Raw genomic sequence first — 12,740 nt, 5'->3', positions numbered from 1 at the left:
TCGCCAGTCTAGCCAAAGAACTCGCTGAGGATTCGGCGGACCTCATGGCGGCCGCGCCACAGGATCGATCCGGCGGGCAGGACCTCGAGGCGTGAACCGGGGACGGCGGCGGCGATCTCCTCGGCGATGAAGACGGGGTGAGCGGGGTCGTCCTCATGGGTGAGGACGAGCACCTCGCCCGCGAACTCGCGCAGCCGGGTGAGTCCGGCATCGAACTCGGCGGGGTCGCCGACGCCGGCGGCGGCGATCTCGAGGGCGAGACCGAGCCCGTCGGACATGTCGGTGTGGACGAGGTTCTCCGCCTTCGCCCGCGTCCACGCGCGGGCCGGGACGAGGTCGGCCACCTCGGCGGGTTCGCGGGTGAGCATGAGCTCGGTGATGCCGTCGACGTCACCGGCGGCGACGAGATCGCGCAGGGACTCGAGGTACGCGGTGTGGGCGTGAGCCACCTCGGCGGGGAAGCCGGCGAACGATGCGGGCAGGACGAGCGCGACCTTCTCCAGCCCGGCGACGGCCGGGTGCCCGGTGCTCAGCAGCCGGAGGAGACCTCCGGCGGACATCGAGACGCCGAGGGCGCGCGTCGCGGAGGTCGCGGTGAGAGCGTCGGCGAGCGCCTCGGCGATGAGGGCGTAGTCCCACCCGGGCCCGGGCGAGGGTCGGCCGCCGTGGCCGAAGAGGTGGAGGAAGTGCTTCGTTCCCGTGATGCCGGTGCCGAACGGGCGGGTGTCGCGGATCGCGCCGGCGAATCCGTGGCTGAAGAGGGTGTGAGGCTCGCCGGTGCCGAACGTCGAGATGTACCCGGTCTCGGGACCGGGGAGGTTGGCGTCGCTCATGCGCGGGTCAGGCGTTCCGGTTCCGCGGGTCGACGGCCTTGATCTTCGGGCGCACGTCGGTGAGGTAGACGATCGCGCCGACGAGGGCGAGGAGGTTGAGGAAGATGATGCTCTGGCCCAGCGGCGGCAGGGCGATGAGGGCGAGCGCGAGGCCGACCCCGAGGAGGATCACCCAGAACTTCTTGCTCTGCTTGTCCACGGCCCGGTAATTCTCATCCTTGTACCGGAGCGCATCGACGAACGCCCACAGCTGGACGCCGAACGCAGCGACCGTGAGGGCGAGAAAGACGAGGCGCTGAAAGTCAGCAATGAGTTCCATGCCCACCAGGGTAGCAACCGCCGGTGGCGACGGCATCGGGGCAACTCACAGGATGCCCGAGACCCGCAGACCCGCGCACACGCCCATGGCGAGGACGACGCAGACGAGCATCGGCACCCGCAGGATCGCGGCGAGCACACCGACGCCGACGCCGATGAGACGCGCCGGATCGGCGAGCTCGCGACCGTCGAAGATCGCCGTCGTCGCGAAGACGGCGCCGATGAGGACGACGGTGGCCCGGTCCATCCACTTCGTCACCCGGGAGGTCGGTGCGTCGGGGACGACGTCCGCGCCGGTGGCGTCCGGGGCGTTCGCCGAGGCGGGTGTGCCCGGGGTGGTCGTGCTTGTGTTCGCCGAGGCAGTTGTGCCCTGGGTGGATGTGTTCGGGGTGGTTGTGTTGTTCGCCGAGGTGGTCGTGCCCGTCGTGGCTGCGCTCGCCGAGGCGGGGGCGTGGTCGGTGCCGACGGCGACGAGGGCGCGGCGCTTGCCGCGGGTGGCCAGGGCCGCCCCGACCTTGACCCCGGCGAAGCGCATGACGTACGTGCCGATGGCAAGCGCGGCGAGCGCGATGAGGAAGGACGTCGCGGTCATCGGGTGGCCTCGCTTTCGGGTGCGGTCGTGGTCGGGGTGCCGGCCATCTTCCGCGAGCGGGCTGCGCGGCGCACCAGCCAGCCGAGGGCGACGACGGCGAACACCGACAGGGAGGTCACCGCGCCGAGGCCGAGCGGCAGGATCGGCGTGAGCAGCACAGCGACGAGGATGCCCGCCAAGGTGAGGCAGAGTGTCTTCCGGTTCTTCAGGTCGCCGCGGATGAGGCAGAAGAGGATGATCGGGAACGCGGCGTCGAGTCCGAGCATGTCCGCGTCGATGACGCTGCCGAGCCATTGGCCGACGACGGCACCGGAGGGCCACATCAGCGCGATCGCCGCCCCCATGAGGAGGAAGGCGTGCCAGCGCTGGCGGTCGCCGACACCGGTCCGGGCGACCGCGGTCGATTCGTCGTTGATCCAGTGGGCGGCGATGAGCGCCCGCCAGTCCTGCGGGAAGAAGGGACCGACGGCCATGCCGAACGCGAAGTTCCGCGAGTTGACGAGGAGACCGGCGAGCACGGCGAGCACCGGGGCACCGCCCGCGGCGATGACGCCGACGAAGGTGAATTCGGCCGCCCCGCCGAGGGCGAAGGCCGCGAGCAGCAGCGTCTGCCACCACGCGAATCCTGCGGTCGCCGAGATCGCGCCGTAGGACAGGGCGACGGCGACGATCGTCACCGTGATGATCGCGACGGCGCGGTAGGTCGACGCCGGAAGCACGCGATCGATCGTACGGAATGGTGAACTCATGTTCACCATAGTGCACACTGGTCAGTTCGTTCGTCAACCCGAACGAAGTATCAGCCTGACGAACACCACTATATGATGGTGGCATGAGTGCAGCTTCGAATGATTCGTCTCTCACCGACCACGCCGACGACGTCGACCGTACCGTCGAGGGCGCCGACTCCGCCGCCGATGGTTCCGCCCCTGACGACTCATCCCCCGACGACTCCTCCCCCGGTGAGGTCGTCCCGGAGGACTCGCGGACGCCGCGGGCCCAGGTCGCTGCGGCGGTGCGGCGCGAACGCCAGCGCGCCGGCCTCTCCCTCTCGGAGGTCGCGCGCCGCGCCGGCATCGGCAAGTCGACGATGTCCGGCCTCGAGGCGGGCACCGCCAACCCGAGCCTCGAGACGATGTGGGCCCTGGCCGCCGCCCTCGACATCCCGCTCTCCCGGCTGCTCGATCCCCCGCAGCACGAGGTCGCCCTCCACCATGTCCGCGACATGCCGAGCCTGCCCTCGACGACGGCGAACTACGTCGCGACGCTGCTCTCGACATCCCCGCCGACCGCGCGGCGCGACATCTACTTCATCGCTGCCGAACCGGGCGAGTCACGCAACTCCCACCCGCATCCGGCGGGCACGATCGAGCACGTCATCGTCGGTCGCGGGGCTGCTCGGATCGAGGCGCTCGGTCAGTCGTACGAACTCGTCGCCGGCGACTACCTCGTCCATCCCGGCGATCAGCCGCACACGTTCACCGCGCTCGAACCCGGCACGAACTGCATCTTCGTCATCGAGAACTGACGGGCACTGTCATCGAGAGCCGGCGACTGCCTCGGCGAACTCTGACGGGCGCCCCCATCGAGAACTGACGAGACTCGTCACTCCACGGGCGGGCCGTCGGCGTTGTCCTCAGCGAGGGAGGGCAGGCGGTCATGGGCGGCGTCGTTCGTCAGACCGGCCGCCTGAAGGAGATCGGCGGCCACGGGCCGCAGGAGCAGGACGAGGGATTCGTCGTGGATGTCCCAGCTCTTCTCCGCCCGCGGATCGAGTTCGCCTGCGGCCTCGGACAGGGCCACCTCGGCGAGGGAGCGGTCGGTGCCCCGCCGCAGCGCGATCTCGAGTTTCTTCGCTCCGTCGGCCAGGGATTCGACGTAGTCGGCGATGATCGGCTTCTTCACTCCGAGCTCGGTGATGCCGACGACCCTGCGCGCGATGACGCGGATCGTGCGCATCGCCCGGTCGGAGTAGGTGTGGGCACGGGAGAGACGGGTCACCTCGGCGGCATGGCGGCGGCCGCGCGCATTGATCTTCGCGGCCTCCTTCGACACCTGGAGCGACGACCCCCACGAATCGATGATGTCCTGGGTCTCGCGGGCACGGGTGAGCGCCCGCATCGCGAGTTCGGTGTCGGCGTCCCGCAGCGCCCGCGACATCATCGTCAGCACACTGCTCACCTCGTCGAGGAGGTTCGCCGCGAGTGCCCGCGGGACCTTGCGGGCGTCGCGGGGCATGATGAGGGCGAGGATGATCGCGAAGAGCGAGCCGACGAGGGCGTCGAGGGTGCGCGGGAACGGCAGGGTCGTCGCGGTCGCGGGAACGACGACGACGTAGACGGACTGGACGGCGATCTGCGTGATGAAGATGCCCCCGGAATTGAGGACCGTGCCGATGACGAGGCCGATGATGAGGGTGAGGGCGAGCTGCCAGATGCCGGAGCCGTAGATGTTGACGAGCACCTCGCCGACGAGCACCCCGAAGGTCGCGCCGAAGCCGATCTCCAGCGACCGGCGCAGGCGACGGTCGGCGACGGGGCCGATGCCCACGGCCGCGGCGACGGCGGCGAGGAACGGGTAGGGATGGCCGAGGACGTAGACGCAGAACGCGTACGCGGCGGTCGCGGCGATGGGGATCTGGATGAGCTGTCCGAAGTTCGCGCCGACGCGTTTGAATCCCATGCGCAGACGGTGGGCGATGATGTTGAACCCTCGCTTGGCCAGCCCGCTGACCTCGACTTTCGCCATGCTTTCCGACCCCCTCCCGCGCTCGCTGTACTCAGATTACCGGAATTGTGACATGCTAATGTCGGTGCGCCGAGGAGGCTGAAGAATGACGACGAACCTGACCCGAGACGAAGCGCAGAGCCGATCTCATCTGCTCAAGGTCAAGACTTACACCGTCCATCTCGATGTGAGCAATGCCGAGTCCGATGCTGATACGTTCCTCTCCCGCACCGTCGTCGAGTTCAAGGCTCGCGCCGACGCCCAGACCTTCATCGACCTCATCGCCGACTCCGTCTCCCTCGTCCAGATCAATGGGGAGGACCTCTCCCCCGCCGAGGTGTTCGACGGTGCCCGCATCACGTTTCCCGTCCGTGAGGGGAAGAACATGCTGACCGTTGAGGCCAGGGCGCGGTATTCGACCTCGGGTGAGGGTCTGCACCGGTTCACCGACGCCGCCGACGGCAAGGTCTACCTCTACTCACAGTTCGAACCGACCGATGCCCGGCGGGTGTTCGCGAACTTCGACCAGCCCGATCTCAAGGCGAAGTTCGTCTTCAGCGTCACCGCCCCCGAGGCGTTCCAGGTGCTGTCGAATCAGGCGGAGACGAGCCGTGAGGCCACCGGCGACGATGCCGTGACCCATTACTTCGCGCCGACGCTCAAGCAGTCGAGCTACATCACGTGCATCACCGCAGGCCCCTATGAGGGGGCGACGGACACATGGACGGACCCGGTGACGAAGGAGACGGTCGACCTCGGCGTCTGGACGCGGGCCTCCCTCGTCGATCATCTCGATGCCTCCGACATCCTCGGGATCACGAAGGCCGGTCTCGACTTCTTCAGCGCCGAGTTCGACTACCCCTACCCGTGGGGCAAGTACGATCAGATCTTCGTTCCCGAGTACAACCTCGGCGCGATGGAGAATCCCGGCCTCGTCACCTTCACGGACGCGATGATCTTCCGCGACAAGGTCACCGACGCGATGTACGAGTCGCGCGCGAACGTCATCCTCCACGAGATGGCGCACATGTGGTTCGGCGATCTCGTGACGATGAAGTGGTGGGACGACCTGTGGCTCAAGGAGTCGTTCGCCGATTACATGGGCGGGCTGGCGCTCGCCGAGGCGACGCGGTTCACCGACGGCTGGGTGACGTTTGCGCTGCGCCGCAAAGCGTGGGCGTACATGCAGGACCTCTACCCGACGACGCATCCGATCGTCGCCGACATCCCCGACGTCGAGGCGGCGAAGCTCAACTTCGACGGCATCACGTACGCCAAGGGCGCCTCGGTGCTCAAGCAGCTCGTCGCGTACGTCGGGCGGGAGGCGTTCTTCACCGGGTCCCGACTCTACTTCAAGCGCTTCGCGTTCGGGAACACGGAGCTGGCGGACTTCCTCGAATGCCTCGCCGAGGCGGCTCCCGAGCGGGACATCGCCGGCTGGGCGGACGCGTGGCTGGGAACCTCGGGGGTCTCGGAGCTCTCGCTCGCCCTGACGACGGGGGACGATGCTGGGTCGACCGGCGATGCCGGGTCGGCTGGCGGTGCCGGGTCACCGGGCGGTGCTGGGTCGGCTGGCGGTGCCGGGTCGTCGCAGGATGGTGCCTCCGGACGGAGCGCCGCGTCATCGCGGGGCGCCGGGGCCGCGCGCGATGCTGCGCGGGCGAGCATCACGGGAGCGCGGATCTCGCAGTCGGATTCGGCAGAGGGCGCGAAGCTGCTGCGGCCGCACACTCTCGAGATCGCGACTCTCGGCCGAGCCGGGCGCGACATCGTCCCGCTCGATTCGGTGGTCTTCGACTTCGATGAGGAGTCCGCCGAGGTGGAGCAGCTCATCGGTCGCACGCGCGGTGACATCGCCCTCCTCAACTACGGCGACCACGACTATGCGCGGGTGCGCCTCGACGAAGCGTCGACGGAGACGGCGGTGACCGCGGTGTCGCGGATCAAGGATCCGCTGTCGCGGGCGCTCGTGTGGTCGGCTCTCGACAATGCGGTGCGCGACGGGCTGCTGCCCGTGCAGAGGTATCTCACGGCGTATGCGCGCAGCCTCGGCAAGGAGAGCAATCCGGGCATCATGGCCGGTCTGAGTCAGACGGCTCTGCTCTGTCTCGATCAGTGGGTGGCCGAACGCAATTTCGAGACGGCGATCTCCGGGCTCCTCGGAGCGGCCCTCGATGCGCTCGCGACGGCGAAGTCGGGGTCGGATGCGCAGCTGCATCTCGCGAACCTCGTCCTCTCGCTGACTGCCCGCACAGCGCGCTGCATCGAGGCCAACCCGTCGATCGCCATGGGTCGCGCGTTCGCCACGCAGGTGCTCTCGGTGCCGGTGGGCGAGGAGATCGACAGCATGAGCCCCGAGGTCGCCGAGGAGGCTTCCCCGGAGACGCCGCCCGCGGCTGAGGCCGATACTGCATCCGGTGCGAATGCTGAGTCCGGCACCGATGCCGCGTCCGACGCCAGTGCTGAAGGCTCTCGCGTCGACCGCGCAGCGGCAGCCGGCAAGGGTGCGGACTCCGGGTCGGCCCCTGCCTCGCGACGTACTTCTGCACGGGCTGGGGCGAGCGGTCCCGCGGAGCATGCGGCCGCCTCGCTGCCGTTCCGGGGGCTCATCAACGATCATGCCCTGCGGTGGAACGCGCTCACCGCTCTTGTCAGCCTCGGGTGGGCGGACCAGACGGACATCGCCCGCGAGACCCACCTCGACCAGAGTTCCTCGGGTCGACTGCGCGCCGAGACCGCGAGTGCGGCTCTGCCTCTGCCGATCGTCAAGATGCGCGCATGGGAGGCGATCCTCGATGCGGCCCAGCTGAGCAACGATGTGCTCTCGGCGATCATCTCCGGATTCGTCGCCCCCTCGGCGCTGCCGATCACCGAGGTCTACGTCGACGAGTACTTCGAGCGGCTGCGCGGATTCTGGGCGGACAATTCGATCGAGATCGCGCGGCGGCTCGTGCTCGGGCTCTACCCGCGGTGGTCGGATGACGAAGAGGGCGTCGTCGAGCGGACCGACGCGTGGCTCGAGGAGAACGCCGATGCGCCGGCAGCCCTGCGGCGTCTCCTCATCGAGCGGCGCGACGACCTCGCCCGGGCGATCTTCCTCAAGTCCCGCCAGACCTCGCGGCACTGAGCTCACAGTCGAGCGGCCAGACCGACCTGGACTGCGAACTGGCCCCCACCTCGGAGAACTGCCCACCACCTCGGCGGACTCGCGACCAAACCGGCCGCCTGGACCCTCCGCAGCGGACTCGCCACCACCTCGGCGGCGGACTAGCACTCCCATCGAATGCCGGAAGCCGGCCGCAGGATGACTGCGACCGGCTTCAGCGCGGGAACGAACGGATGCGCATCAGATGATGCGGCGGGCTCCGGAGAACTCGTTGCCCTTGTCCCAGTCCTTCCAGTCGACGACGTAGACCGTCTTCGAGGCGTTGGGCGAGTGGATCATCTTGCCGTCGCCGATGTACATGCCGACGTGGTGGACGGTGCCCGAGCTCGTCGAGAAGAAGAGCAGGTCGCCGGCCTTGAGGTCCTTCGACGACACCTCCTTGCCGACCTTCGCCTGGTCGCCGGAGTCGCGCGGGATGGCGATGCCGTGGGCGCGGTAGATGCTGTAGGTGAAGCCTGAGCAGTCGAAGCCGTAGGCGGAGACACCGGCCCACAGGTAGCGGAGGCCGTCGAACTGCTTCGCGGTCTCGACGAGGTCGTCGCCGGAGGGCTTGGCGGGCTTGTCGCCTGCCTCGTAGACGGCGACGTCGTTGACGTCGATCCACGCTGCGCCGCCGCCGGGCAGCGCCACGCGCACGTCCTCGACGTCCTGGGCGATGAGGGGAAGCTCGACGTTGAAGCTCGGGTCGGCTCCCGTGTCCTTCGTGAACTCGATGCCTTCGAGCTCGGCCGTCTTCGCGGTGACGACAGCACGCGGCTGGTCCTTCTTCAGGGAACCGAAGCGGTCGTTCTCGACGAGCTGCGTCGTCGGCAGCCAGCCGGGGTAGCCCTTGTCGTCCTTCGGGGTGGACTGGTCGTTGACGGCGACCTTCGCCCAGTCGCCCTTGATGTCGAGGACGGTGACTGGCGAGCCGTAGACGGCCTGGGTCTCGGTCTTGCCGGTCAGACCGCGGCGCACCTCGGTGTCCTTGAGGTTGTCGTTCCATTTGTCGAGGTCGACGGGCTTGCCGAGCGCCGGTTCGTCGACCTTGCGCGGGGACGACGTGTCCTTCCACAGCGTGGCGACGGTGACGTCGACGTAGGCGGTCTCGCCCTTCTCGATCTTGCCGTCGGTGATGGGTTCGAGTTCCTGTCCGGGCACGACGGAGGCCGCCATGGTGGACGAGGAGTTCGTCGAAGTCAGATTGCTCGAGATGGCAGGAGCGCCGGCACTGAGCACGAGCCCGAGTCCGAGCGCCGCCGAAACAGCGATTCTGGTACGCATTGATTCTCTTTCGGTCTGCGGGAACGACCCGAGGTCGCACCCGCGCGGGGGAAGCCGCCGAATGTTCATTTCTCTGCGTTCCGTCACCCCGCGCACCGACCTGTCTCGGTCGATTCTCAGGGCATCGAAACGATGCACGCAGACGATTCTACTGTCTGACCCGGATATTGTCTCGGGTCAGACGGTGAACAGTCCGTTTCTCGGACTGCCTCTCACCGTTGGAGTTCACCGCTGGGGCTCGCAGCTCGGGCTCGCAGCTCAGGCTCACAGCTCGGGCTCACCGCAGGATCTCACCGGCGAGCAGCTCGAGGGTCTGGATCCGTGCGGCATCCTCGCGCAGGCCCTCGCCGTCCATGGCGCCGGCCACGGGCTGGAGCATGACCTCATCGACTTCGAAGCGGGCGGCGAGCTCCTCGATCTGGGTCGTCGCCGACTGCGGGTCGCCGATGATCCAGTTCTTCGACAGCTCTTCGGCGACCATGCGCTCCTGATCGGTCATCACCGACCGCACGTCATCGCCGGCCAGTCGCAGCGGTCCCATCGCCCCTCCGGTGCGCAGCCGAGCCATCTGCAGCATGAAGGGTTCGGACCGCAGCCGGGCCTCCTCCTCGGTGGGTGAGACGACGGCGTTGACGGTGACGAAGGTGCGCGGCTCATCACCGTAGGCGCCAGGCGTGAAGTTGTCACGGTAGATCTTCATGCCCGTCGTCGCGCCGGCGGCGAAGTGGTTGGCGAAGACGTAGGGCATGCCGAGTTCCGCGGCGAGGCGCGCCGAGTATCCCGAGGATCCGAGCAACCATGGCAGCACCTGGGTGCCCGGGACGGGTGCGGGAGTCGCGCGCAGCGTGTGTTCGCGTCCGCCGTGCAGCGGGATGCGCACGCCCTCGGCGGTCATCAGGGCCAGGGTGTCGATGACGTGCTGGGGGAACTGCTCGACGGGGTCGATGGTCTGACCGTTCCGGTCGACCATCCGTCCTTCGCCGAGGTGGCCCCGCATCGCCGCCGAGGTGATCGGATCCGTGCCCGGTGCCCGTCCGATGCCCAGGTCGATGCGGTCTCCGTAGATCGCTGCGAGGAGGGAGAAGAGTTCGGCGACGGCGAGTGGGGCGTGGTTGGGCAGCATCACTCCTCCGGAGCCCAGCCGGATGCGTTCGGTGCCCTGGCCGAGGTACATGAGTTCGGCTCCGGGCATCGTCGAGGCGATCGACGGCATGTTGTGGTGTTCGGCGACCCAGTAGCGGGTGTATCCGAGTGCATCGGCGGCGCGGACGAGTTCGTGGGACGCGGCGAAGGCGTCCGAGGTGGTCTGCCCGACGCGGACGGGCACGAGATCGAGAAGGGAAAGCTCCATGTTCAGGCCAACAGTCGCCTTGACGCGATCATTCCATGACCTGGCTCACACACGGCGCTGACCAGGATCGTTCGACTGTCCAGGACCGATCGCCTGACCAAGATCGATCATTTAGCCAAGGGGCGCCCGTCCGACGGTCGCCTGTCCGAGGGTCGTCTGTTGGAGGGGCGACTATTAGAGCGTCGTCCGATAGAGGCGAGGGCACACCCGTCCCCTCATGCCGTGGTGGCGCTGCTATCCGAAGAGGGTGTCGGCGATGTCGTCGGCGATGAAACGGGTGTGGAGGATCGGCCGTCGCGCAGGGTCGATGGTCGCCGGAGGCACCCACGCGGCCCTGCCGTCGAAGAGCATGATCGTCTCCCAGTCGGTTCGGTCGATGAGGTGGTGGTGATAGCTGCACGCGAGGGTGAGGTTGTTGATGTTGGTCTTGCCGCCCTCGGAGAACGGCACGATATGGTGTGCTTCGCACCAGCCCGGCGGAGTCTCGCAGCCGGGGAACGTGCAGCCTTTGTCTCGTGCGGCGAGAATCGCCAGTTGGTTCTTGTTGGCGTACCGGTTCTCGGTCTCGACGCTCACTGTGCGGCCCTTCTCGCTCATGAGGTGGAAGAAGACGGTCCCGTTGAGTCCTTCGCGGACAGCGGTGTCGATGGGGAAGCTCTCGGCGGCTCCGGTTGTCGCACGACCGCTTCCTGTGGCGATGTCCTCGGCCTTTGCGGTGACGACGAGCGCGAACGGGGCACCTGCTCCGACGTGATCCATTTCGATGCTGCCGATGATCGTGGCGAACCGCTCGTAGATGCGGTTGCGCACGGACGGTTGCGCTCCGGCCATGGGCACAGCGATGCCGTCGTCGCGCATTCCGTACCCCGCAGGGACATCCGCGGCCCGCGAACTCTGGGCCGCCGCGACAGGAAGCTGCTGCGGAGTCGGATCGACGGCGTCGTAACGGTCGCCGCAGAGCACTTCGGAGAACAGTTGGACGACGTCGTCCGCCGCATCGTCGGCGCTCGGATCGCCACTGCGCCTCGGGTCTCCAATTCCGGTCGGATCACCGCTGCCGTGTGCCTCATTGTTACCGATGGCCTCACTGCTGCTGACCCCACCGCCGTGACGTGCATCGTCATCGCTGCTCGAGCCCACATCGTCACCGGCTGACTGCACGCCCGTGCCCGGCTCCTCGCCATCGGCTGGCTGAGTGCCGTCGGCGCACGAGTCGACGCCGCTCTCGGACTCGGACTGCATGCGTGACGTGAGCAGCCCGTGCATGATTCCACCGACCACGGCGTCCAAGCGACCCCTGAGATCCCAGGTTCCGTCCTTGCGGGCGCGCAGATGAACGGCGAAGTCCTCTCGGGGAGTGTCGTCCTTGGGCAGCTCGCCATCGGGATCAAGCCATTTGAGGATCTCGTCGAAGAGGATCCTTAAGTCTTTGACGTGCACGGCCGGCGCTTTGTCGACGAGGATGCTCTCCGCTTCGAGTCGCTGCGCCTCTGTGACCGAGCGTGGAAGCTCTTCGATGAAGCGGGTGATCAGACCGGCCTGCACCGTTGACAGCCGTCCGGAGCGCAGTCCCTCAGCGATCGCCGGGTTGACGGGTTCGAGCGATTCCCCTGAGGTGGTCACCCGCTTGCCCAGATTGTCGGCCAGATCGACGCGTCGTGACGCTTCTCGCGAGGACACCCCGCAGCGATCCCGCACGAGGTCCCTCGTCGACTTCGCGCCGTAGTCCCGTGGAGCACCGACCCGCTGGAACACGGAGAGGGTGACGACTGAGAGCGCTTCGGCGAGGCGGTTGATCGTCTCGATGCCGTCGAGCATCGCGATCGCCTCATCGGGACCCATCGGTCGCGCGAAGCACTCCAATTCGTCGACGAGCGTGCGCAGACTCTCGATGCTCCCGGTCATCTCCGGTGCAAGCGACGAGAGATCGGCCCATGCTTCGTCGTTGAGCAGAGGGTGGACCGCCGAGACGGTCGACTGCGCATCGTCGGCAACATCAGTGTCGACGTTCTCAGGGTCGGACGACGCCGTCTCGTCGGGAAAAGGATCGCCGGGTTCGGCAGGTGGTCCGGACACCCTGTCGTGCATGGTCCGGTCGGAGATCGAGCTGGCGAAGCCCAACCCCACCTCGCCGTCGGCCGGTGCCGGCCCGAGCGAGCCGAGCACACCCCGCTGCCGCTCGATGAGATCGTTCTGCCGGTGGGCGGCCGATTCGTCCCAGTCTGAGCACTCCGCAGGGATCCACCACGCGTCGGGGCCGGCCGCGGAATCGGGAGCATCGCCGCTCGACCGCCGCCTGTCGAGCTTGCGCTGACGACTGCCGTTCGGAACCCGACTTCCGGCCGCACGCGAGCGGCACGACATCCGCTTGCGGCGTGCGCTCCGTTGATCGCGACTGCGATCCGGGGTGAGGGTCATGTCCTCGAGGTCCGTCCGTCGTCCTGTGGTTCCTGTGTGATCCATATTACATCCGCGGATGGGATATGTGAA

The 12,740-nt window shown here is 67.8% G+C and carries 10 protein-coding genes; 2 read left to right on the top strand and 8 right to left on the bottom strand.

Annotated elements, in window-relative coordinates:
- Positions 1–8: 8 nt before the first annotated feature.
- From J9315_RS03110 to J9315_RS03095, 4 genes are read right to left on the bottom strand one after another with little or no spacing between them, the layout of a single operon-like run.
- Positions 9–833, bottom strand: coding sequence for an alpha/beta hydrolase (locus J9315_RS03110; RefSeq protein WP_198499620.1), 825 nt, complete (start codon positions 831–833; stop codon positions 9–11).
- Positions 834–840: 7 nt separating this feature from the next.
- Entirely contained in the window at positions 841–1,152 is a 312-nt protein-coding gene (locus tag J9315_RS03105) for a DUF2516 family protein (RefSeq protein WP_137825690.1), read from the bottom strand.
- A gap of 45 nt (positions 1,153–1,197) precedes the next feature.
- Entirely contained in the window at positions 1,198–1,743 is a 546-nt protein-coding gene (locus J9315_RS03100; RefSeq protein WP_211978783.1) for an AzlD domain-containing protein, read from the bottom strand.
- Complete coding sequence (locus J9315_RS03095) at positions 1,740–2,492, bottom strand: AzlC family ABC transporter permease (protein WP_211978782.1); 753 nt, start codon at positions 2,490–2,492, stop codon at positions 1,740–1,742. The genes J9315_RS03100 and J9315_RS03095 overlap by 4 nt, the downstream gene beginning before the upstream one ends.
- Positions 2,493–2,575: 83 nt before the next feature.
- On the opposite strand from J9315_RS03095, the gene J9315_RS03090 reads away from it, so the two are divergent.
- Positions 2,576–3,271 carry a helix-turn-helix transcriptional regulator gene (locus J9315_RS03090; RefSeq protein ID WP_249121008.1) on the top strand — a complete coding sequence of 232 codons (696 nt, stop codon included), beginning with the start codon at positions 2,576–2,578 and terminating at the stop codon, positions 3,269–3,271.
- Positions 3,272–3,348: 77 nt separating this feature from the next.
- Here the strand turns inward: J9315_RS03090 and J9315_RS03085 are convergent, their stop codons facing one another.
- Positions 3,349–4,491, bottom strand: a complete 1,143-nt coding sequence (locus J9315_RS03085; protein ID WP_198499623.1) for an FUSC family protein — start codon at positions 4,489–4,491, stop codon at positions 3,349–3,351.
- An 85-nt stretch (positions 4,492–4,576) separates the two neighbouring features.
- Between J9315_RS03085 and pepN the strand changes: the two genes are divergently transcribed.
- Positions 4,577–7,597 (top strand): aminopeptidase N, encoded by a 3,021-nt coding sequence (gene pepN / locus J9315_RS03080; protein WP_211978781.1) that lies wholly within the window; start codon positions 4,577–4,579, stop codon positions 7,595–7,597.
- Positions 7,598–7,816: 219 nt separating this feature from the next.
- Here pepN and J9315_RS03075 read toward each other — a convergent pair whose 3' ends face one another.
- The 3 genes from J9315_RS03075 to J9315_RS03065 all read right to left on the bottom strand — a co-directional run bounded on the left by J9315_RS03075 (position 7,817) and on the right by J9315_RS03065 (position 12,713).
- Positions 7,817–8,899: a C40 family peptidase gene (locus J9315_RS03075; RefSeq protein ID WP_198499625.1), complete on the bottom strand. Its 1,083-nt coding sequence runs from the start codon at positions 8,897–8,899 to the stop codon at positions 7,817–7,819.
- 277 nt (positions 8,900–9,176) lie between these two features.
- Entirely contained in the window at positions 9,177–10,250 is a 1,074-nt protein-coding gene (locus J9315_RS03070) for an LLM class flavin-dependent oxidoreductase (protein WP_211978780.1), read from the bottom strand.
- Positions 10,251–10,484: 234 nt separating this feature from the next.
- Complete coding sequence (locus J9315_RS03065) at positions 10,485–12,713, bottom strand: HNH endonuclease signature motif containing protein (protein ID WP_211978779.1); 2,229 nt, start codon at positions 12,711–12,713, stop codon at positions 10,485–10,487.
- Positions 12,714–12,740: the final 27 nt, after the last annotated feature.

It is taken from the genome of Brevibacterium sp. W7.2, assembly GCF_018137945.1.
In the GTDB taxonomy this organism is placed as follows: Bacteria; Actinomycetota; Actinomycetes; order Actinomycetales; family Brevibacteriaceae; genus Brevibacterium; species Brevibacterium sanguinis.
This window is presented reverse-complemented; position numbering and strand designations above follow the sequence as displayed.

Coding starts and splice junctions, on each gene's coding strand:
- J9315_RS03110 (WP_198499620.1), bottom strand. CDS start 833: ATGAGCGACGCCAACCTCCCCGGTCCCGAGACCGGGTACATCTCGACG.
- J9315_RS03105 (WP_137825690.1), bottom strand. CDS start 1,152: ATGGAACTCATTGCTGACTTTCAGCGCCTCGTCTTTCTCGCCCTCACG.
- J9315_RS03100 (WP_211978783.1), bottom strand. CDS start 1,743: ATGACCGCGACGTCCTTCCTCATCGCGCTCGCCGCGCTTGCCATCGGC.
- J9315_RS03095 (WP_211978782.1), bottom strand. CDS start 2,492: ATGAGTTCACCATTCCGTACGATCGATCGCGTGCTTCCGGCGTCGACC.
- J9315_RS03090 (WP_249121008.1), top strand. CDS start 2,576: ATGAGTGCAGCTTCGAATGATTCGTCTCTCACCGACCACGCCGACGAC.
- J9315_RS03085 (WP_198499623.1), bottom strand. CDS start 4,491: ATGGCGAAAGTCGAGGTCAGCGGGCTGGCCAAGCGAGGGTTCAACATC.
- pepN (WP_211978781.1), top strand. CDS start 4,577: ATGACGACGAACCTGACCCGAGACGAAGCGCAGAGCCGATCTCATCTG.
- J9315_RS03075 (WP_198499625.1), bottom strand. CDS start 8,899: ATGCGTACCAGAATCGCTGTTTCGGCGGCGCTCGGACTCGGGCTCGTG.
- J9315_RS03070 (WP_211978780.1), bottom strand. CDS start 10,250: ATGGAGCTTTCCCTTCTCGATCTCGTGCCCGTCCGCGTCGGGCAGACC.
- J9315_RS03065 (WP_211978779.1), bottom strand. CDS start 12,713: ATGGATCACACAGGAACCACAGGACGACGGACGGACCTCGAGGACATG.